General features: G+C 64.2%; 17 protein-coding genes, 3 tRNA genes and 1 pseudogene. 16 read left to right on the top strand and 5 right to left on the bottom strand.

What is annotated here, in order from left to right:
* Positions 1–6 precede the first annotated feature (6 nt).
* Both glyS and FHW96_RS02320 read right to left on the bottom strand, forming a co-directional pair.
* Positions 7–2,058, bottom strand: a complete 2,052-nt coding sequence (gene glyS, locus FHW96_RS02315; protein ID WP_172338922.1) for a glycine--tRNA ligase subunit beta — start codon at positions 2,056–2,058, stop codon at positions 7–9.
* Positions 2,055–2,969 (bottom strand): glycine--tRNA ligase subunit alpha, encoded by a 915-nt coding sequence (locus FHW96_RS02320; protein WP_172338923.1) that lies wholly within the window; start codon positions 2,967–2,969, stop codon positions 2,055–2,057. Before FHW96_RS02320 ends, glyS begins: the two co-directional genes overlap by 4 nt.
* Before the next feature lie 150 nt (positions 2,970–3,119).
* Here FHW96_RS02320 and FHW96_RS02325 point away from each other — a divergent pair, with 150 nt between their 5' ends.
* The 8 genes and pseudogenes from FHW96_RS02325 (at position 3,120) to FHW96_RS02360 (ending at position 10,405) form a co-directional block, all read left to right on the top strand.
* The gene (locus FHW96_RS02325; RefSeq protein ID WP_172338924.1) at positions 3,120–4,070 is read left to right on the top strand and encodes a TraB/GumN family protein; all 951 of its coding nucleotides are present in this window, start codon (positions 3,120–3,122) and stop codon (positions 4,068–4,070) included.
* The gene (locus tag FHW96_RS02330; protein ID WP_172338925.1) at positions 4,070–4,930 is read left to right on the top strand and encodes a TraB/GumN family protein; all 861 of its coding nucleotides are present in this window, start codon (positions 4,070–4,072) and stop codon (positions 4,928–4,930) included. Before FHW96_RS02325 ends, FHW96_RS02330 begins: the two co-directional genes overlap by 1 nt.
* Before the next feature lie 114 nt (positions 4,931–5,044).
* A pseudogene (gene rplY / locus FHW96_RS02335) lies at positions 5,045–5,332 on the top strand (50S ribosomal protein L25); the annotation flags it as partial.
* A 114-nt stretch (positions 5,333–5,446) separates the two neighbouring features.
* Positions 5,447–6,013 carry an aminoacyl-tRNA hydrolase gene (gene pth, locus FHW96_RS02340; protein WP_172338927.1) on the top strand — a complete coding sequence of 189 codons (567 nt, stop codon included), beginning with the start codon at positions 5,447–5,449 and terminating at the stop codon, positions 6,011–6,013.
* A gap of 145 nt (positions 6,014–6,158) precedes the next feature.
* Positions 6,159–7,430 carry a PEP-CTERM sorting domain-containing protein gene (locus FHW96_RS02345; protein WP_172338928.1) on the top strand — a complete coding sequence of 424 codons (1,272 nt, stop codon included), beginning with the start codon at positions 6,159–6,161 and terminating at the stop codon, positions 7,428–7,430.
* A 137-nt stretch (positions 7,431–7,567) separates the two neighbouring features.
* Positions 7,568–8,668, top strand: a complete 1,101-nt coding sequence (gene ychF, locus FHW96_RS02350; protein ID WP_172338929.1) for a redox-regulated ATPase YchF — start codon at positions 7,568–7,570, stop codon at positions 8,666–8,668.
* Positions 8,668–9,147 carry a MaoC family dehydratase gene (locus FHW96_RS02355; protein ID WP_172338930.1) on the top strand — a complete coding sequence of 160 codons (480 nt, stop codon included), beginning with the start codon at positions 8,668–8,670 and terminating at the stop codon, positions 9,145–9,147. Before ychF ends, FHW96_RS02355 begins: the two co-directional genes overlap by 1 nt.
* 37 nt (positions 9,148–9,184) lie before the next feature.
* Positions 9,185–10,405 (top strand): ectonucleotide pyrophosphatase/phosphodiesterase, encoded by a 1,221-nt coding sequence (locus FHW96_RS02360; RefSeq protein WP_172338931.1) that lies wholly within the window; start codon positions 9,185–9,187, stop codon positions 10,403–10,405.
* 7 nt (positions 10,406–10,412) lie between these two features.
* Here FHW96_RS02360 and FHW96_RS02365 read toward each other — a convergent pair whose 3' ends face one another.
* The 3 genes from FHW96_RS02365 to FHW96_RS02375 form a co-directional block, all read right to left on the bottom strand.
* Complete coding sequence (locus tag FHW96_RS02365; protein WP_172338932.1) at positions 10,413–10,832, bottom strand: hypothetical protein; 420 nt, start codon at positions 10,830–10,832, stop codon at positions 10,413–10,415.
* Positions 10,829–12,655, bottom strand: coding sequence for a DNA mismatch repair endonuclease MutL (mutL, locus tag FHW96_RS02370; protein WP_172338933.1), 1,827 nt, complete (start codon positions 12,653–12,655; stop codon positions 10,829–10,831). The genes FHW96_RS02365 and mutL overlap by 4 nt, the downstream gene beginning before the upstream one ends.
* A gap of 133 nt (positions 12,656–12,788) precedes the next feature.
* Entirely contained in the window at positions 12,789–12,998 is a 210-nt protein-coding gene (locus FHW96_RS02375) for a hypothetical protein (RefSeq protein ID WP_172338530.1), read from the bottom strand.
* Here FHW96_RS02375 and FHW96_RS02380 point away from each other — a divergent pair.
* The 8 genes from FHW96_RS02380 to FHW96_RS02415 all read left to right on the top strand — a co-directional run bounded on the left by FHW96_RS02380 (position 12,946) and on the right by FHW96_RS02415 (position 19,155).
* Entirely contained in the window at positions 12,946–13,992 is a 1,047-nt protein-coding gene (locus FHW96_RS02380) for a rod shape-determining protein (protein WP_168602564.1), read from the top strand. The genes FHW96_RS02375 and FHW96_RS02380 overlap by 53 nt on opposite strands.
* 79 nt (positions 13,993–14,071) lie before the next feature.
* Positions 14,072–15,022, top strand: a complete 951-nt coding sequence (gene mreC, locus FHW96_RS02385; RefSeq protein ID WP_172338934.1) for a rod shape-determining protein MreC — start codon at positions 14,072–14,074, stop codon at positions 15,020–15,022.
* Positions 15,023–15,556, top strand: coding sequence for a rod shape-determining protein MreD (locus FHW96_RS02390; protein ID WP_172338935.1), 534 nt, complete (start codon positions 15,023–15,025; stop codon positions 15,554–15,556). It begins immediately after the preceding gene.
* Positions 15,556–17,640 (top strand): penicillin-binding protein 2, encoded by a 2,085-nt coding sequence (gene mrdA, locus FHW96_RS02395; protein ID WP_172338936.1) that lies wholly within the window; start codon positions 15,556–15,558, stop codon positions 17,638–17,640. The genes FHW96_RS02390 and mrdA overlap by 1 nt, the downstream gene beginning before the upstream one ends.
* Entirely contained in the window at positions 17,637–18,755 is a 1,119-nt protein-coding gene (gene rodA, locus FHW96_RS02400; RefSeq protein WP_172338937.1) for a rod shape-determining protein RodA, read from the top strand. Before mrdA ends, rodA begins: the two co-directional genes overlap by 4 nt.
* Positions 18,756–18,873: 118 nt before the next feature.
* Positions 18,874–18,949: transfer RNA gene (locus tag FHW96_RS02405), tRNA-Lys, on the top strand.
* 27 nt (positions 18,950–18,976) lie between these two features.
* Positions 18,977–19,052 (top strand) — tRNA-Lys (locus FHW96_RS02410).
* Positions 19,053–19,079: 27 nt separating this feature from the next.
* Positions 19,080–19,155, top strand: a tRNA-Lys gene (locus tag FHW96_RS02415).
* The last annotated feature ends 4 nt before the right edge of the window (positions 19,156–19,159 follow it).

Consider the following 19,159-nt stretch of genomic DNA (forward strand, 5'->3'; position numbering starts at 1 on the left):
CTGCCCCTAGCCTTCGATCCTTGAGAAGTCAGCCACTTTGTGCGTTGCAGCACGCAATTGCGACAAAAGACCTAGACGCGCCGAGCGGATACCCTGATCCTCGGCATTTACTGTGACGTGGTTAAAGAACTCGTCAACCGCGCTGCGCAAGGACGCCAGAGCCGCCATCGCCCCGGTGAAATCCTCAGCCGCCACGGCCTTTTCCGCGCGCGGCGCCGCATCGGCCAGCGCCGCGATCAGCGCGGCTTCGGCCGGTTCGGGCGCAGGATTGGTGGCGCCAGCCTCCCAGCCCTTCTTCTCCTCGGCCTTGAGGATATTAGCCGCGCGCTTGTAACCGGCGAGCAGGTTCTTGCCGTCGTCGGTCTGCACAAAAGCCTGCAACGCATGAACGCGGGCGAGCAGGCGGACGAGGTCGTCCTCGCCGCCAAGCGCAAACACCGCGTCGATCAGGTCGTGGCGAACGCCCGCTTCTTTCTGCTGGACCTTGAGGCGGTCGGCGAAGAAGGAGAGCAGATCGTCGGCCGCATCATTCACCGCCACGCCCTGATCGCGATAAAGCCCTGCACCTGCCCCGAACAAGGGCAGCAGGTTCAAACGCAGCCCGTTTTCCGTAATCAGCCGGATCACGCCCAAGGCCGCACGGCGCAGCGCAAAGGGGTCCTTAGAGCCGGTGGGCTTGAGATCGGCGCCAAAGAAGCCGACCAGCGCGTCCACCTTGTCGATAATCGCGGTCAAGATCGCGGCGCCCTCGACCGGCAATTCGTCCGACTGGCCCGCAGGCTTGTAATGATCGCGGATGGCGGCCACGACCGGCGCAGGCAGACCTTCGGCAGCGGCATAATAGCCGCCCATCAGTCCCTGCAATTCGGGGAATTCGCCCACCATTTCGGTGACCAGATCGGCCTTGAGAATGGAGGCTGCGGCGCGCGCATGATCCACGCTCTGGGCCAGCGCGCCCTGAAACGCGCCGGTCAGCGCGACAAAGCGCTCCTGACGCTGCGCTACCGTGCCCAGCTTCTCATGGAACGTAATCCGCTCCAGCTTCTTGGCCTGATCGGCCAGCTTGATCTTCAAATCCTGCTGCCAGAAAAACCGCGCATCGCTCAAACGCGCGGCCAGCACCTTGCGGTTGCCCGCGATGATGCCCTTGCCCCCGTCGATGGCGTCAATATTGGCGGTGCAGACAAAGGCATTGGCCAGCTTGCCATTCTCTTCGCACACGAAATACTTCTGGTTCACGCGCGCGGTCAACTGGATGACCTCGGGCGGAACCTCAAGGAAAGCCTCGTCAAACCGGCCCAGCAAAGGCTGCGGCCATTCGGTCAGGCCCGCATTCTCGATCACCAGACCCTCGTCCTCAACCAAGGTCAGGCCAGCAGCAGACGCCGCCTCCTTGGCCTTGGCGCGGATGATGTCCTGCCGCTCTTCGTGGTTCACCAGAACATGCGCGGCGCGCAGATCATCGGCATAGCTGGCGGCATCGGCTACCGAAACCACGCCCGAGGAATGGAAACGATGCCCCACCGTCTCACGGCCCGACACGATCCCGCCGACCTCGCATTCCACCACCGCGCCGTCGAGCAGCGCGACAATGCCCTGCAACGGGCGCACCCAGCGCAGGCTCTCGGTGGACAGCGAAGCCGCCCCCCAGCGCTGCGATTTGGGCCAGCTAAACCCGCGCACAATGGCGGGAATGGCTTCGGCCAGCACATCTGCCGTCGCGCGGCCCGGCTTTTCGGTCACAGCGAAAAGCACGCCATCGCGCTCTTCCAACTGCTCACGTGTCAATCCGGTCTTGCGCAGGAACCCGGCCAGCGCCTGTTCGGGCGCCGAGGCTTTCGGCCCCTTCACTTCCTCACGCACCGCCTGCGTCGCCACGGGCAGCCCGCGCGCGATCAGCGCCAGACGTCGCGGCGTCGACCACAGCGTCAGTTCGCCAACCGCAACGCCCGCCGCCGCCATTGCAGCGCGAAACAGCTTTTCCAGTTCGGCCCGCGCGCCCGCCTGCATCCGCGCGGGAATTTCCTCGCTGCGCAGTTCAAGAAGGAAATCGCTCATTTCGTCCACCCCGGAAATTTCACGGCCCATTCGGCCTCGTTCTTCTCGATCCACGCTTCGCACGCGCCCTTGGCCAGATCGCGCACGCGGCCGATATAGCTGGCGCGCTCCTGCACGGAAATCACGCCGCGCGCCTGAAGCAGGTTGAAGAGATGCGACGCCTCAATGGCTTGGTCGTAAGCGGCCAGCGGGATCTTCGCCTCGATGCAGCGCTTGGCCTCGGCCTCGGCATGGGCAAAGCCTTTGAACAATTGCTCGGTGTCGGCCACCTCGAAATTGTACTTCGACATTTCCTGCTCATTCTTCAGGAACACATCGCCATAGGTCACACCGGCGTCATTGAAGCGCAGGTCGTAAACCCAGTCCACGCCCTGAATATACATGGCCAGACGCTCAAGCCCATAGGTCAGCTCGCCCGCAACCGGCTTGCAGTCAAACCCGCCGACCTGCTGGAAATAGGTGAACTGCGTCACCTCCATGCCGTCGCACCAGACCTCCCAGCCCAGCCCCCATGCGCCCAGCGTCGGGCTTTCCCAGTCATCCTCGACAAAACGGATGTCATGGGCCAGCAGGTCCACGCCAATCGCAGCCAAGGATTGCAGATACAGTTCCTGCAAATTCTCCGGCGAAGGCTTGAGGATCACCTGATACTGATAATAGTGCTGAAGGCGGTTGGGATTTTCGCCATAGCGGCCATCGGTCGGGCGGCGGCTGGGCTGCACATAGGCGGCCTTCCACGGTTCGGGGCCCAGCGCGCGCAGGGTCGTGGCGGGGTGAAACGTACCCGCGCCCATGCGCATGTCATAGGGCTGCAGGATCGCACACCCCTGCTTGCTCCAGAAATCATGGAGGGTCAGGATCATGTCCTGAAAGCTCAGCGGCTTTTTGGCCAAAGGTGCTGTTTCGCTCATAGGGCCTGCCTTTGGCGTATGGCCTGCAACGGGTCAAGGGCGGCAAAACCCGTCACGCGCGCCAACACCCCCCGTTTTCCGCCGAAATTAACCCCTTGTTCGCCTATTAGCGCAATCGACAGGTGACACAGGATCTTTATAGGGACCGCCATGTCGAAGGTCATCCTCCCCCGCTTCACACGCGCTGTGGCTTATGCCTGCGCGCTTCTGGCCGCCGCGTTGGCATTTGTCGCGCCCGCCACCGCCAGAGTTCAACATCACCCCACCCCGGTCGCCAGCCAGAAGCTGGCCAGCCCGCATATCGCCCGCCCCGCCTTGTGGAAAGTGCAGAGCGGCGAGACGGTGATCTATCTGTTCGGCACGGTCCACGCTCTGCCCGCCAATATCGACTGGTTCGACGGCGCGGTGGCGCAGGCTTTTTCGGAATCCACCTCGCTGGTGACCGAAATTATCGAGAAAAAGCCGGAGGATATGCGCGCTATCGTGATGGATAAGGCGATGCTGCCGCAGGGCCAGAACCTGCGCGCCACGCTCTCGCCCACCACGCGCAAGGCGCTGGAAAAGGCACTGGCGGGCAACGGTCTGGCGCCTGCCATGTTCGACAGTTTCCGTCCATGGTATGCTGCCGTGGCGCTTTCCACTCTTCCCCTGATGAAGTCGGGCTATGACCCGGCCAATGGGGTTGATGGCCGCCTTGTCAAAATGGCGCAGGAACGCGGGATTGAGCATGTCGCGCTCGAAACGCCCGAATATCAGCTTGGCCTGTTCGATTCGCTGCCCATCGCCTCGCAGCGGGGATATTTGCGCGAAGTGGCGGTCAATTCGCCCAAAATCACCACCGAACTGGGCGTGATGATCGCCGCGTGGAAGGTGGGCAATGCTGCCCGTCTGGCCAAACTCATCAACGCCGACCAGAGCGACCCCAAGCTGGCCGAGGCGTTGCTGCTGGGCCGCAACCGCAACTGGGCGGCATGGATCGGGCAACGGCTGAGCAAGCCGGGTAAGGTATTCATCGCGGTGGGCGCGGGCCATCTGGCCGGACATGGCAGCGTGCAGGAACAATTGGCCAAGCAGGGCATCATCGCCACGCGGGTTCAATAATGAAACGGGGCTGGGCCGCTCTTGCCGCGCTCTCGCTGGCGGGCGGGGCGGCGTGGTATGGGCTGCATCGGCCTGAGGCGGTTCATCCGGCCCTGTGGCAGGTTGAAGGCCCCGGCGGACAGAAAGGTTGGCTGCTGGGCACGATCCACGCCCTGCCCCGCGCGGCGGATTGGCGCGAGGGCGCTGTGGCGTCGGCATGGGATGGGGCCGATACGATCATCGTCGAAATCGCTGCCCTGAATGACGATGCGGCCACGGCGCGGGCGTTTCAGGCGCTGGCCCATACGCCCGGCCTGCCCCCGCTGGATGCGCGGGTTGCACCGCAAAACCGCGCCGCTCTGGCGCGGGCGCTGGCTGATGCTCATGCCAAACCCGCCGATTTTGCCGATACCGAAACCTGGGCCGCCGCGCTGATGTTGGCGCGCGAGGCGGCCACGGGCAACCCGGCCTATGGCATAGACCGCGCCGTTCTCGCCGAGGCGGGAGCCAAACGGATCGTCGAGCTGGAAGGCGCGGGCGCGCAACTGGCGATCTTCGACCGCCTGCCCGAAACCGCCCAGCGCCGCCTGCTGGACGAGGCGCTGTCCGATGCGCAGCCCCCCGCCGATCTGGCCGCCGCGTGGAAAAAGGGCGATGTCGCCACGCTGGCGCGGGAAACCAACCGCGGAATTCTGGCCGATCCGGTTTTGCGTGAGGCGCTCTATACCGGCCGCAACCGGGCCTGGAGCGCCAAGATCGCCCAGAGCCTTGCCACCGGCGCGCATCCCTTTGTGGCCGTGGGCGCAGCGCATATGGCCGGACCGGACGGCTTGCCCGCAATGCTCGCCGCGCGCGGCTATCACGTCACGCGGGTGCAATAGCCGCCTTGCTTTTCGCCCGCTTTGCGCCTAAGGGCCGCCGCTTGCCCGGCATGGTCATCCCTGGAGGCGTGTCGGGTGTATCAAGAGTTCCAGAAGTTTTGAAAGGCTTGTGTTATGAGCAATACCCTGACCCTGCCGGCCGAGACGCGCGCGAAGACTGGCAAGGGAGCCAGCCGCACCCTGCGTCGTGAAGGCCGCGTGCCCGCCGTGATCTATGGTGGCAATGCCGAACCCATTTCGATCCACGTCGAAGCCAAGGAGCTGGCCCGTCAGCTCAACACCGGCACTTTCTTCGACAGCGTGATCGAGCTGACCGTTGACGGCCAGACCATCAAGACCATTGCCAAGGACGTTGCGCTCCACCCCGTGAGCGACCGTGCCGAGCACGTGGACTTCCTGCGCGCTTAATTGCGACAGGCGCCGCATGACGCGGCGATGAAACAGGCGGGAAAGATGGCCTTGCAAAGGGTGCATTTTTCCCGCCTTTTCTTTGCGCCAGATGGGAATTTTGAAACGATGCAATTGTGGGTGGGCCTTGGCAATCCGGGCGACCAGTACAAGATGAACCGCCACAATGTGGGCTTTATGGCCTGCGATGTGATTGCGGACATGCATCGCTTTGGCCCGGTGCAAAAGAAGTTTCAGGGCTGGCTTCAGGATGGCCGCATCGGCACCGAACGGGTGATCCTGCTCAAACCCGCGACCTTCATGAATGAAAGCGGGCGATCCGTTGCCGAGGCGATGCGCTTCTTCAAGCTCGACCTCGACGCCCTCACCGTCTTTCACGACGAGCTTGATCTGGCCCCCATGAAGGTCAAGGTGAAACGCGGCGGCGGCCATGCAGGGCATAACGGCCTGCGCTCGATCGCCCAGCATATGGGGCCGGACTATCGCCGCGTGCGCATCGGCATCGGCCATCCGGGGCATAAGGACCGCGTGACGGGCCATGTTCTGGGCAATTACGCGAAGGCCGAAATGGACGATCTGGCCGACATGCTGGGCGCGATTGGCGCCGAAGCGCCATGGCTGGCCAAGGGCGACGATGTGCGTTTTATGAATGATGTTGCGCTGCGTCTTGGCTGAATTGCGCAACGATACTTTCTGGGCATTACTGGTGCTTTGCTTTATCATTAACCGCGCTTCAACCGTTATTGCCCCATAGATCGCGCCGATTAGATGGCGCAATCGGCGGGCAACGTGCCTTGCCGCGTCAACAGGACGGGGCATTATGGCACTAACCCAGCAACCGGGGCACCAGCAGGACGCTCAGCAGCAAAGCGGGCGCAAGCAGAACTGGCTGCTGACCGGCGTGACCATCGGCAGCATCATTCTGGCCATTCTGGGCTGGACGCGCAAAGTGGACTGCGGCTGCCCCAAGGACCTGAACGCCACCGTGTCGAGCGCGGTCAAGGGTCTGGGCGAAGGCATCGGGCAAGGCAACGGTGCGAAGGCCGTTGACGCGAAGGGGCTGGCCATCCGCGTGGGCGCGCCCGATGCGGGCAAGACCTCGCCGCAGGGCCGCTCGGCTATTCTGGGCGTCGGCACAGGCGGTCCCTCCGCACCGGCCAATCTGGCCAACACGCGCGGCCCGCTGGGCGTTGGGCGCGGGGTCGGCACGGGCGCGGCGCCTTCCGGCAGCGGCAATCTTCGCGCCGATGGTACGCCGTTTGACGGCAGCGGCAATGGCTTTGCCCGCAGCAATGGCGCCAATGGCATCGGCGCCACCGCATCGCGCGGCACCAGCGGCGGCCCCGGCAATCCCTCGGGCGGATCGGGCGGCGCATCCAGCGGCCAGCTGATTCCCAATGGCCAATCGGCAGGTGCCAGTTCGACCAGCTCCACAGGCGGCACCGGCTCTCAGGGCACCGGATCGACATCGGGCGGACCGCAGGCGATAAGCAGCAGCGGCGGTTCGGGCAATGGATCAACGGGCGGAGCGGCCAGCGGGCAAGGTTCCGGCCAAGGTTCAGGTCAGGGCGCAACCTCTGGCAGCGTGACCAGCACCAGTTCGACCACTTCGGGCGGTTTTGCCACCAGCGGCGGAAGCACCGGCGGCGCGAACACCACGGGCGGCAACACGACCGGCGGGCGCGATCCCTTTGGCCCGCGCGATCCCGACATTCGCCCAGGCGGCGATGGCGCGACCTCCGGCGCAACCTCCGGCGGGCGCGGCCCTGCGGGTGGCCCCGGCGGACAGGGCGGTCCGGGCGGAGATCGCCCCGGCGCTGGCGGACCCGACCGCGACGGCCATAACGGCAATGGCGGGCGCGGAAACGGCGAGCATGGCAACGGCTGGTTCGACGGTTTCCACTTTGGCGACAAGGACAATGGCAAGGGCGGGGGCGCAGGCGCGACCGACGTGCCCGAACCGGGCACCTTTGGCCTGATGGGCATTGGCGTGGCCGGGCTGGGCTTTGTCTCTTGGCGCCGCCGCCGGGGCAAGGGTGCGGCGGCGCGGCAGGCCGATGATGCCCGGAGCGAGGAGGGCAAGGCTGCCTGAAACCCACTTTTCCCTTGATTTCGCCCCTTGGCTGGACCATCGCGCGCCCATGACCAAGGCCCCGCCGCAGCGGGGGCCAATGACGTGCGCCTGCCTTGCATAAAGGCAGGCCGCCAGGCGATTAAAAGGATCGAGCGATGGGTTTCAAATGCGGGATCGTCGGCCTGCCCAACGTGGGCAAGTCCACCCTGTTCAATGCGTTGACCGAAACGCAGGCGGCGCAGGCGGCCAATTATCCCTTCTGCACCATCGAGCCCAATGTGGGTCAGGTGGGCGTGCCCGATCCGCGCCTTGACAAGCTGGCCGAGATCGCGGGCAGCCAGAAGATCATCCCGACGCAATTGTCCTTTGTCGACATCGCGGGCCTCGTGCGCGGCGCGTCCAAGGGTGAAGGTCTGGGCAACCAGTTCCTTGGCAACATTCGCGAAGTGGACGCCATCGTCCATGTGCTGCGCTGTTTTGAAAATGACGACATCCAGCATGTCGACAACCGCGTGGACCCGATTTCGGACGCCGAAACGGTCGAAACCGAACTGATGCTCTCCGACCTCGAAAGTCTGGAAAAGCGCGTTTCGGCAGCCCAGAAGAAGGCCAACAGCGGCGACAAGGAAGCCAAGATCCTCGTCTCGGTGCTGGGTCAGGCGCTGGAACTGCTGCGCGAGGGCAAGCCTGCCCGCCTGACCGAACCCAAGGATGAGGACGAAGCCCGCGTCTTTGCACAGGCGCAGCTTTTGACCGCCAAGCCGGTGCTTTATGTCTGCAACGTCGAAGAAGAAAGCGCGGCCACGGGCAATGCCTTCTCGGCCAAGGTGTTCGAAAAGGCCAAGGCCGAAGGCGCCACCGCCGTGATCGTTTCGGCCGCGATCGAGGCCGATCTGGTGGGCATGGACGCCGAGGAACGCACCGAATTCCTCTCCGAACTGGGCCTTGCCGAAACGGGCCTCGCGCGCATCATCCGCGCCGGTTACGAATTGCTCGGCCTGCTGACGTTCTTCACCGTCGGCCCCAAGGAAGCGCGCGCATGGACCGTGGCCAAGGGCTCGAAGGCCCCGCAGGCGGCGGGCGCGATCCACTCGGACTTTGAACGCGGCTTCATCCGCGCCGAAACCATCGCCTATGATGACTATGTCGGACTGGGCGGCGAAGCGCCCTGCCGCGATGCGGGCAAGCTGCGTCAGGAAGGCAAGGAATATGTCACCAAGGATGGCGACGTGTTCCACTTCAAGTTCAACGTCTGATGAGCGCGCCATTCCGCACCTTTTTCGAGGACCTCGTACAGGGCGAAACGCATAAATTCGGCCGGTACGAGGTGAAGCGCGAGGAGGTCATCGACTTTGCCCGCGCCTATGATCCGCATGAGTTCCACCTGTCGGACGAGGCAGCCGCGGACAGCCATTTCGGCCGCCTCTCGGCCAGCGGGTGGCACACTTGCGCGATGACCATGCGCATGATGGTCGATCAGATGCATGAAAAGGGCGTTGCCAGCATGGGCGGCGCGGGGGTGGATGAACTGCGCTGGACCGCGCCGGTCTACCCGGGCGATGTCTTGCGCGTCGAATCCGAATTGCTGGAAAAGCGCCGCAGCCGCTCGCGCCCCGAAATGGGCCTGATCCGGCGGCGCAACACCGTGTTCAATCAGGAAAACCGCGCAGTGATGAGCTTTCTTGTCACGGGCATGATTGCCCTGCGCGATCCTTCGGCGCCGATGGAAGATTGACGCGAATTTGCAAGAATACAGGTTCAGGGCCATTGGTATGAAACAATTTTTCCGTCTGATGGCCGCCCTGTTCCTCTTGCTGGCCCCGCCCGCCATGGCGCGCGGCAAGGCGGCTGAGCGCATCCCCACGATCCTGATTTCCATCGACGGTTTCCGCCCCGATTACATCAGCCCTGCCCTCACCCCCAATCTGGCCGCAATTGCGGCCAAGGGCGTGTCGGGCACGATGACCCCGTCCTTTCCCAGCATCACCTTTCCCAACCACTGGACCATGGCCACCGGCCTGCGCCCGGACCGGCACGGCGTCATCAATGGCGCGATGAGCGATCCGGCCCATCCCGGCGTCACCTTCGGCAAATCCAGCGAGCAGCCATGGTGGTGGGACGGCAGCGGCGGCCCGGTGCATGTCGAGCCGATCTGGGTGGCCGCCGAGCGCGCCCATATCCGCAGCGGCATCATGTTCTGGCCCGGATCGACCACGGCCATCGACGGCATCCGCGCCAGCGACTGGCAGGCCTATCACGCCGATCTGCCCAATCACGAACGCGCCGAGGTGGTGCTGGACTGGATGCGGCGGCCCGCGAAAATTCGGCCCGGTCTGGCGCTGCTCTATTTTGGCGATGTGGATGTGAATGGCCATCGCCATGGGCCGGATTCGCCCGAAACCACCGCCGCCATCCACGATGTCGATGCCGCCATCGGCTATCTGCGCCGGGGGCTGGCGGCCATGCATCGCCGGGTCAATCTGGTCATCGTGTCGGATCACGGCATGGCCCGCACCGTTCCCGACCATGTGATCTGGACAAAGGATTATGTGGCCAAGGAGGATTACGCCCTCGTCTCCTATGGCGGCATATTGTTCATCAACAATGTGCCCGGCCATGAGGCGAAGCTGGCCGAGAGCCTGAAGAAAATGCCCGGCTTCATCCATTGCTGGCGCAAGGGCGAATTGCCGGAACGCTTCCACTATGGCCGCAATCCGCGCGTGCCCGACTGGCTGTGCCTGCCCGATCCGGGCGCGCGGATCATGGACGGCAACCCGGAACATCCCAATGATGGCGGCGACCATGGCTATGACCCGGCCAGCCCCGACATGCGCGCGCTGTTTCTGGCCACCGGCCCTGCCTTCCGCCCCGGCACGCATCTGCCCGTATTCGACAATGTCAGCATCGAGCCGCTGCTTCGCCGGTTGATCGGTCTGGCGCCCGGCAAGGATCGCGACGGGACGGTGGCGCCGGTGGAAAAGGCGCTACGATAAAGGCGGGTTATTTCAGGGTGACCTGACAAACGCCGTAGGTCTCGCCCTCGTCCTCGGCGCGAAACCCATAGCCGACCCAGATCGTATAGGTTCCCGCCCGCACAAAAACAGGTCGCGGGCCTTTGCCATCCGCGTCGATTCCTCGCGCCCGCGCCAGATCGAGCAGGAAACTGTCCTTGCCCTCCAGGCCGGACCATTCCGTCTGCGCTCGGCCCGTCAAAACTAGATTGAAGACTCGCCCGCTGGCCTCATGCTCGATGTGGATTTCCCGCCCCACGTTGCGCCGGCTGAAGCGCAGTAACACGCTCCCCTTCCTATCCACCTCCCGCGGCAGACACGAGGCCAGCCCGTTACCCGATCTCTGATCGGCCAGCAGCACCTCTTGCGGCAAACCAGCCCAGAGCAAAGCAGCGAGCAGCACGCTCATTTCCGCCCGAACAGCTTTTCAATATCCCCATGGGCCAGCTTCACCCAGGTCGGCCGCCCGTGGTTGCACTGGCCTGAGCGCGGGGTCACTTCCATCTCGCGCAGCAGGGCGTTCATTTCGGCCACATTAAGCGCCCGGCCCGCCCGCACGCTGCCGTGGCAGGCCATAGTGGCCAGCACCAGATCGAGCCTTTCGCCCAGCAGCAGAGCATCGCCATTAAGCGCCAGATCATCGGCCACATCGCGCACCAGCGCCTGAACATCACCCTTGCCCAGCGCGGCGGGGACCGAGCGCGCCAGCATCGCCGTCGCGCCAAAACGCTCCAGCGCCAGCCCGTGCTGTGCCAGCGTGGGGATCGCCTCTTCCAGCCGGTCGCAGCTTGGCTCGTCCAGCTCGATCACCTCGGGCAGGAGCAGCGCCTGCGCGGCGGCCACCTTGTCCCCTGCCCCCGCCGCCTTCAACCGCTCCAGCACGATGCGTTCATGGGCGGCATGTTGATCGACGATCACCAGACCATCCTCGGCCTCGGCAATGATATAGGTATGGGCAACCTGTCCGCGCGCCACGCCAAGCGGGTGGCGGACGGCCTCGGGGGCGGCTTCCTGCGCAGTCTCGGCCCGCCCCATGGGCAGATCCTGCGCGGGGGCCATCACCTGCGCCTCATAGCCGCGCCATGCGGCGCCCGCCTCGCTGACGCGGTTGGGAGTGGGGGCATATTGGCGGGCGAACAGGCTCGACAAAGCGGGCGCAGGCGCAGGAGCAATCGGCTCCGCTTGCCCAATCCCCGATGTCCAGGCGGCCATGGCCGGGGCCGCCGGGGTCTGGGCGGTCTTTTGCCCCGCCCCTTCCAGCGCATGGCGCAGACCCGACACGATAAAGCCGCGGATGAAGGACGGATCGCGGAAACGTACCTCGGTCTTGGCCGGATGGACGTTCACATCGACCTCCTCGGGCGGCACATCGAGAAACAGCGCCAGCACCGCATGGCGATCACGGGCCAGCATATCGGCATAGGCCCCGCGCACCGCGCCCACCAAAAGGCGATCCTTGACCGGACGACCATTGACGAAAAGATACTGATGATCGGCCACGCCCCGGTTGAACGTAGGCAATCCCGCCACGCCCGTCAGCCGCGCAGGCCCGCGCTCAAGGTCGATAATCACCCCGTCCTCGGCCAGTTCGCGCGCGACGATCTGAGCCACGCGGGCCGGGCCGCTCTGCCCCGGCTGAACCGAAAGCACGCGCCGCCCGTCATGCTCCAGCACAAAGCCCACCTCGGGCCGCGCCATGGCAAGGCGGCGCACCACATCGAGGCAGGCGGCATATTCGCTGCGGCCCGAGCGCAGGAATTTGCGCCGGGCCGGGATTTTGGCGAAAAGATTGTCCACCCGGATCCGCGTGCCGGGGGGCAGCGCGGCGGGGCCATCCTCGACCACATCGCCGTGATCGACCACCCGGCGCCAGCCCTCTGCGGCCCCGCGCGGGCGGCTCTCGATGGAAAAGCGCGCCACGCTGGCGATGGAGGGTAAAGCCTCGCCGCGAAAGCCCAGCGTAGTGACCAGTTCGATGGCCTCATCGGGCAATTTGGATGTGGCATGCCGTTCCAAGGCCAGCGCCATCTGATCGGGCGCCATGCCGCAGCCATCGTCGGTCACCTCGATCGCGTCCAGCCCGCCGTCGGACAGGCGCACGCTGATCTGCCCCGCCCCGGCGTCGATGGAATTTTCCATCAGTTCCTTGAGCGCGGAGGCAGGCCGTTCGACCACCTCGCCGGCGGCGATGCGGTTGACCAGATTTTCGGGCAGGCGGCGGATGATCGGCATGAACCCCATATAGAGCGCCTTGATCCAAAGCGCAGGACGCCGCCGCGACAATTTCCACCGATTTTCCGCAAAAGCGCGAAGCCAATCGCCACCACGCTGGTGCAATCGTCACACGAATCAGCCATGGCCGGGATCAAGCGAAAGCGATTCGCGCCGATCCGTTGATGCATTGCAGGACAGAGCCAACAAATTTTTGGCCTTTGTGCTGCTCATGCGTTATGGAGCGGCGCGCCCACACCCCAATATCCTGCCGGACGTTCAGAATGTCCGGCAAAGCCACGGAAATCTCGATGTCGTCCTTTTTCTCGCGTTTCATGAAATTCGGTTCGCAAAACATGGCCATCGACCTCGGTACGGCCAACACGCTGGTCTATGTGCAGGACCGGGGAATCGTGCTGAACGAACCCAGCGTGGTCGCCATCGAGACGATCAACGGCAACAAGAGCGTCAAGGCCGTGGGCGATGACGCCAAGATGATGATGGGCAAGACCCCCGACAGCATCGAGGCGATCCGCCCGCTGCGCGATGGCGTGATTGCCGACATCGAAATCGCCGAAGAAATGATCAAGCATTTCATCCGCAAGGTCCATGGCAAGCGCAGCCTGTTCCGCTATCCCGAAATCGTGATCTGCGTCCCCTCGGGGTCCACCAGCGTTGAGCGCCGCGCGATCCGCGATGCGGCCAGCAATGCGGGCGCCAGCCAGGTTTACCTGATCCTCGAACCGATGGCCGCCGCGATCGGCGCCGACATGCCCGTGACCGAGCCGGTGGGTTCGATGGTGGTCGATATCGGCGGCGGCACGACCGAAGTGGCCGTGCTTTCGCTGCGCGGTCTGGCCTACACCACCAGCGTGCGCGTGGGCGGCGACAAGATGGACGAAGCCATCGTTTCCTATGTCCGCCGACACCACAACCTGCTGATCGGTGAAGCCACCGCCGAGCGCATCAAGAAGGATTACGGCATTGCAGTGATGCCCGCCGACGGCATTGGCGAAACGATCCACCTCAAGGGTCGCGATCTGGTCAATGGCGTGCCCAAGGAAATCACGATCACGCAGGCCAATATCGCCGAGGCGCTGTCCGAACCGATCAGCGCGATCATCGAAGGCGTGCGCATCGCGCTGGAAAACACCGCGCCCGAACTGGCCGCCGACATTGTCGATCAGGGCATCGTGCTGACGGGCGGCGGCGCTCTCATCAAGGGTCTGGACGATTATCTGCGCGAGGAAACCGGTCTGCCGGTGTCGATCGCCGAGGATCCTTTGTCCTGCGTCGCGCTGGGCACGGGCCGCGCGATGGAGGATCCGATCTATCGCGGCGTGCTGATGACGGCCTGATCGATTAAAGTTTTGGTTCCCTGTCCGCCGCTGATATTGGATCACGGCGGACAGATAATGCGTAGGAAAGGCGGGATGCATGGCTCCGCCAGGCAACCGGCGCCCGGGCTATTCGCGCAGGGCGCATAACAATATCTTCTTCGCCTATGTGGCCGCCGGTGTGGGCGCGCTGGTGGGCGGCGCGCTGCTGTTCGGTTCGATGAGCAGCACCGGCAATTTCGCGTCCCTGCGCAATATGGCCAGCGATGTGACCCAACCTGCGGCTAAGCTCTCGGCGCAGGGACGTTCGGCTGCGGGCGGCGCATGGGGCGTGGCGGCGGGCTATTTCACTTCGGGTCCGGAAAACGCGCGACTGAAGAAAGAGGTCGCGCTGGGCCGGGTGCAGGCGGTCGAACTGGCGGCGGTCAAGCAGGAGAACGAGCGGCTCAAGGCCATGCTCGGCCTCACTTCGGATACGCCCAGGCCGATCACCTTTGGCTGGCTTGTGGCCAGCACCAGCGCCAACGCGCGCCGTTATGCCACGATCTCGGTGGGCAGTCTTCAGGGCGTGAAAAGCGGCATGCCGGTGCGCACCCATCTGGGGCTGATCGGGCGGGTGCTGGAGGTTGGTCTGCATTCGGCGCGGGTGCTGATGATCACCGATCCTGAAAGCGTGGTGCCGGTGCGCCGCGCCAGCGATTCCATCCCCGCCTTTGCCACCGGCAAGGGCGATGGCACAGTGCAATTGCGGCTGCTGACGCTGGGGATCAATCCGCTCAAGGTGGGCGATGCCTTTGTAACGTCGGGTTCGGGCGGGCTTTACTGGCCCGGCACGCCGATTGCGGTGGTCTCCAGCCTGACGCGTGATGGAGCGATTGCCCGCGTGCTGGGCGATCCGGCGGTCAGCGAAATGGTGGCCGTGCTGCCCACGTGGGCGCCGGGCGATGATCCCACCCTGCCTCCGCCCGCCGATCCGGTAAAGGCCAAGGCGGACGCCGATGCCGCGGCCAAGGCCGCAGCGAAGGCGGCCAAGCAAAAGGCGGCGGAATAAATGCCCGCCAACCGGCTCTCGCGCAGGATCAGCCGCGCGCCATCGCCGTTGATCGCCTATGCCGCGCCATGGGCCACGGTGGTGCTGGCCTCGTGTATGCCGGAATGGCCGCTGATTGCGATGGCGCCGATCATGCCGCCGCTGGGCTTCATGACGCTGCTGGCATGGCGGCAATTGCGGCCCGGATTGCTGCCGGTCTGGGCGGGCGCTCTGCTGGGGCTGGTCGATGATCTGTTCAGCGGCGCGCCCTTTGGCGCGGCCATGGCGCTGTGGTCGGTCACGATGATCGTGATGGATGTGATCGAGGCGCGCTTTCCATGGCGCAATTTCCTCACCGACTGGCTGGTGGCAGGGGTATTTATCATCGCCTATCTGGCGCTGGGCTGGGTGATTGCGGGGCGTTCGGGCGGGATGATCGCGCCTGCTCTCATCGTGCCGCAAGGGCTGGTGGCGCTGGTGGCCTATCCGATGGTGGGCCGCACGGTCGGCCTGATCGACCGTTGGCGTTTGATGCGATTCCGGGTGCTGAGTTGATGGCAAAGCGCAAGAAAGCGCCAAAATTGATTACGCCGGCCATGCTGCGCGACAGTTTCGACCGTCGCTCCATGGTGGTGGGCGTGTTGCAGGGCGGGGTCGGCGTGCTGCTGGCCACGCGCATGGGCTATATCGCTCTGGCCGAGAGTCAGAAGTATCAGATGATGGCGGAAAGCAACCGGGTCAACCTGTCGCTGATCCCGCCGCGCCGTGGCTGGATTCTCGACCGCGATGGCCAACCGATTGCCAGCAACCGCGCCGATTTCCGCGTCGATCTGATCCCTGACCGGGTGATCGAAAAGGAAAAGACGCTCGACGAACTGGCCCACATGCTGGGGCTGGACGAGATTGCGCTGCAGGACGTGCGCGACCGCCTGGAAAAGGCACGCGGGTTTCAGCCGGTCGAGGCCGGATCGCATTTAAGCTGGGAACAATTCGCCGCCATTTCGGTGCGCCAGCCCGATCTGCCCGGCGTGGTGCCTCAGCGCAGCTTTTCGCGCTATTATCCTTCCGGCCCCTGCGTGGGGCATCTGGTGGGCTATGTGGGCGCGGCCAATGCCAAGGATTATGAGAAAGAGCATAATCCGCTGCTGATCACACCCGGGTTCAAGATCGGCAAGGACGGGCTGGAAAAGGTCTACGATCAGGTGCTGCGCGGGGAACCGGGTGCGCGGCGCACCGAGGTGACCGCCAGCGGCAAGATCGTGCGCGACCTTGAAACGCGCGAGGACGTGCCGGGAAAGCCCATCAAGTTGACCGTCCATGCGGGCCTTCAGGAATATGCTTCGCGCCGGATCGGCACGGAGAGCGGCGCCTGCGTGGTGATTGATTGCCTGACGGGCGACATCCTGTGCTTTGTCTCCATGCCCAGCTTCGACCCCAACAGCTTTACCGATGGCGTCGGGCGGCTGGAATGGAAGATGCTGTCGGACGATGACCATGTGCCGCTGCGCAACAAGCTGCTGCACGGGCTTTATCCGCCCGGATCGACGGTCAAGCCCACCGTGGCGCTGGCCTTCCTTGAGGCGGGCCTGTCGCCCACGGCTTCGGTCAATTGCTCGGGCGGGCTGCGCGTGGGCAATCGCGTGTTCCACTGCTGGAACCACCACGGCCATGGCAGCGTCGATATGGCCAAGGGCATTTATCAGTCCTGCGACGTCTATTTCTATCACTTCGCCCAGCAGATCGGCATGGATCAGATTGCCAAGACCATGCGCAAGATCGGCTATGGTCAGAAATTCCCCATGCCCTTCCCCAGCCAGTCTTTTGGCACCGTGCCCGACCCGGCGTGGAAGATGAAGAAATACGGCAAGGAATGGGCCATTTACGACACGGTGAACGCCACCATCGGTCAGGGCTATGTGCAGGTAACGCCCTTGCAGCAGGCGGTGATCGCAAGCCGCCTGGCCAGCGGCAAGATGCTCTTCCCCCGCCTGATGCATGACGACAAAATCGGCACGCCCGCCTCGCTGGATTTCCCGCAGGAGCATCTCGATCTGATCCACTCGGCGATGAACGAGATGGTCAACGGGCGCGGCACCGGCGCGCGCGCGCGCATTCCCATCCCCGGCGTGCAAATGGCGGGCAAGAGCGGCACCGCGCAGGTGGTGGGCCTCAACATCGGCAATGGCAAGGGAGGCCTGTGGCGCCACCGCGACCATGGCCATTTCATCTGCTTCGCCCCGTTTGACAAACCGCGCTATGCCTGCGCGGTGCTGGTCGAGCATGGCGGCGGTTCGGGTGCGGCCATGCCGATCGCCAAGGATGTGATGACCTATATGTTCGATCAGCAGAAAGCGTGGGACGCATTGGCCCCGCTGGAAGCCGGATGGGGCGGCACCCCGCAACAGAGGCAGGCAACCAAATATCGCGCCTATGCCGCGCAATATGGCGTCAGCGCGCCTGCGGTTCAGGACAGCGACGAAGCTCTGGCGCGCGAGAGCGAGGCCGATGCAAGGCCCGCGCCCCAGCCGATCCAGTCGGACGCCGCCCCGCCCGCGCCCGAACCGCAGGCCGACGACACGCCCGCCCCCGCGCCTGCGCCTTCGGCCACACCCTCGGGCACAGCGGGCCCGCACCCATGAGCATGACTGTCATCCCTACGCCTCTGCGCGGCCTGCCGTGGGGCGTGCTGATCCCGCTGACGGCGCTGGTGCTGTTTGGGGCGACGGTGCTGTGGTCTGCTGCGGGGGGCCATTGGTCGCCCTATGCGTGGAAGCATATTTTCAACTTCGGCCTGTTTCTCTCGCTGGCCATTGCAATTTCGCGCCTGCCCGAACGTGCTTTTCGCCAATCGGCCTATCCGATTTATGGCGGCCTTGTGTTCCTGCTGATGCTGGTCGAAGCGGTGGGCAAGGTCGGCGGGGGCAGCCAGCGCTGGCTCAACATCGGCTTTATGAACCTCCAGCCTTCGGAACTGATGAAGCCGGGGATCGTGCTGGTGATGGCGCTGTTCTATGCCAGCCTGCCGCCCACGCTGATCCGCAGTTGGCGCGCGCTGGTACCACCGGTGATCCTGCTGGGCGTTCCGGCTGCTTTGGTGATGCTTCAGCCCGATCTGGGCACGGCGCTGGCCATCTGTTTTGGCGCGGTGGTGGTGGTGTTCATGTCGGGCGTGCCGATGTGGTGGTTCCTCAGCGGCGGGGCGGCGGCGGCGGTGGTGGCGCCTCTGGCCTTCTTCTTTGCGCTGCATGATTATCAGCGCAAGCGCGTGCTGGTGTTCATGGACCCGGAGGCCGACATGCTGGGTTCGGGCTATCACATCACCCAATCGAAGATCGCCATCGGTTCGGGTGGTTTCTTTGGCAAGGGGCTGGGCAATGGCACGCAGAGCCATCTGAAATACCTGCCCGAGGCGCATACCGACTTTGCCTTTGCCACCATGGCCGAGGAATGGGGGATGATCGGGGGGCTGTTCATCCTGTTCGTGTTCTTTGTCGTGCTGTTCCGCTGGGGCATGGGCGTGGCGCGGCGCGCGCCGGATCGCTTCAGCCAACTGCTGGCGGCAGGCATGACCGCGACGATCTTTTTCTATGTGGCGATCAATATGATGATGGTCATGGGCCTTGCCCCCGTGGTGGGCATCCCCCTGCCCTTTATCAGCCATGGCGGGTCGTCCATGATGACCAACATGATCTGTATCGGCACGATCATGGCTGTCGATCGCTGGACCAAAGGGACCGGCGGCAGGCTGGGTTGAGGCGCTATTAACAAGTCACGCAATTTTTTTGAAAGAATCACTTGCACGCCCGCGATCACACGCTAAAGGGGGCGCCTCCGGAGGGAAGCCAACCAAGCTTCTTTCGCAAAACCGGTACGGACGCATAGCTCAGTTGGTAGAGCAGCTGACTCTTAATCAGCGGGTCCTAGGTTCGAGCCCTAGTGCGTCCACCACGGTTTTTTCGCCTTTACGGCGTGGATGGACGCATAGCTCAGTTGGTAGAGCAGCTGACTCTTAATCAGCGGGTCCTAGGTTCGAGCCCTAGTGCGTCCACCAAAATCTTCTGGCCCTTTTGGCACAGACGGACGCATAGCTCAGTTGGTAGAGCAGCTGACTCTTAATCAGCGGGTCCTAGGTTCGAGCCCTAGTGCGTCCACCATTTC

It is taken from the genome of Novosphingobium sp. SG751A (assembly GCF_013149295.1).
Classification (GTDB): Bacteria; Pseudomonadota; Alphaproteobacteria; order Sphingomonadales; family Sphingomonadaceae; genus Novosphingobium.

Bases quoted from the DNA above. Each gene is read 5' to 3' on its own strand.
- FHW96_RS02365 (WP_172338932.1), bottom strand. From the start codon at position 10,832: ATGAGCGTGCTGCTCGCTGCTTTGCTCTGGGCTGGTTTGCCGCAAGAG.
- FHW96_RS02380 (WP_168602564.1), top strand. From the start codon at position 12,946: ATGTCGTCCTTTTTCTCGCGTTTCATGAAATTCGGTTCGCAAAACATG.
- FHW96_RS02375 (WP_172338530.1), bottom strand. From the start codon at position 12,998: ATGGCCATGTTTTGCGAACCGAATTTCATGAAACGCGAGAAAAAGGAC.
- rodA (WP_172338937.1), top strand. From the start codon at position 17,637: ATGAGCATGACTGTCATCCCTACGCCTCTGCGCGGCCTGCCGTGGGGC.
- ychF (WP_172338929.1), top strand. From the start codon at position 7,568: ATGGGTTTCAAATGCGGGATCGTCGGCCTGCCCAACGTGGGCAAGTCC.
- glyS (WP_172338922.1), bottom strand. From the start codon at position 2,058: ATGAGCGATTTCCTTCTTGAACTGCGCAGCGAGGAAATTCCCGCGCGG.
- mreC (WP_172338934.1), top strand. From the start codon at position 14,072: ATGGCTCCGCCAGGCAACCGGCGCCCGGGCTATTCGCGCAGGGCGCAT.
- pth (WP_172338927.1), top strand. From the start codon at position 5,447: ATGCAATTGTGGGTGGGCCTTGGCAATCCGGGCGACCAGTACAAGATG.
- FHW96_RS02360 (WP_172338931.1), top strand. From the start codon at position 9,185: ATGAAACAATTTTTCCGTCTGATGGCCGCCCTGTTCCTCTTGCTGGCC.
- FHW96_RS02325 (WP_172338924.1), top strand. From the start codon at position 3,120: ATGTCGAAGGTCATCCTCCCCCGCTTCACACGCGCTGTGGCTTATGCC.
- FHW96_RS02345 (WP_172338928.1), top strand. From the start codon at position 6,159: ATGGCACTAACCCAGCAACCGGGGCACCAGCAGGACGCTCAGCAGCAA.
- mrdA (WP_172338936.1), top strand. From the start codon at position 15,556: ATGGCAAAGCGCAAGAAAGCGCCAAAATTGATTACGCCGGCCATGCTG.
- FHW96_RS02330 (WP_172338925.1), top strand. From the start codon at position 4,070: ATGAAACGGGGCTGGGCCGCTCTTGCCGCGCTCTCGCTGGCGGGCGGG.
- mutL (WP_172338933.1), bottom strand. From the start codon at position 12,655: ATGCCGATCATCCGCCGCCTGCCCGAAAATCTGGTCAACCGCATCGCC.
- FHW96_RS02390 (WP_172338935.1), top strand. From the start codon at position 15,023: ATGCCCGCCAACCGGCTCTCGCGCAGGATCAGCCGCGCGCCATCGCCG.
- FHW96_RS02355 (WP_172338930.1), top strand. From the start codon at position 8,668: ATGAGCGCGCCATTCCGCACCTTTTTCGAGGACCTCGTACAGGGCGAA.
- FHW96_RS02320 (WP_172338923.1), bottom strand. From the start codon at position 2,969: ATGAGCGAAACAGCACCTTTGGCCAAAAAGCCGCTGAGCTTTCAGGAC.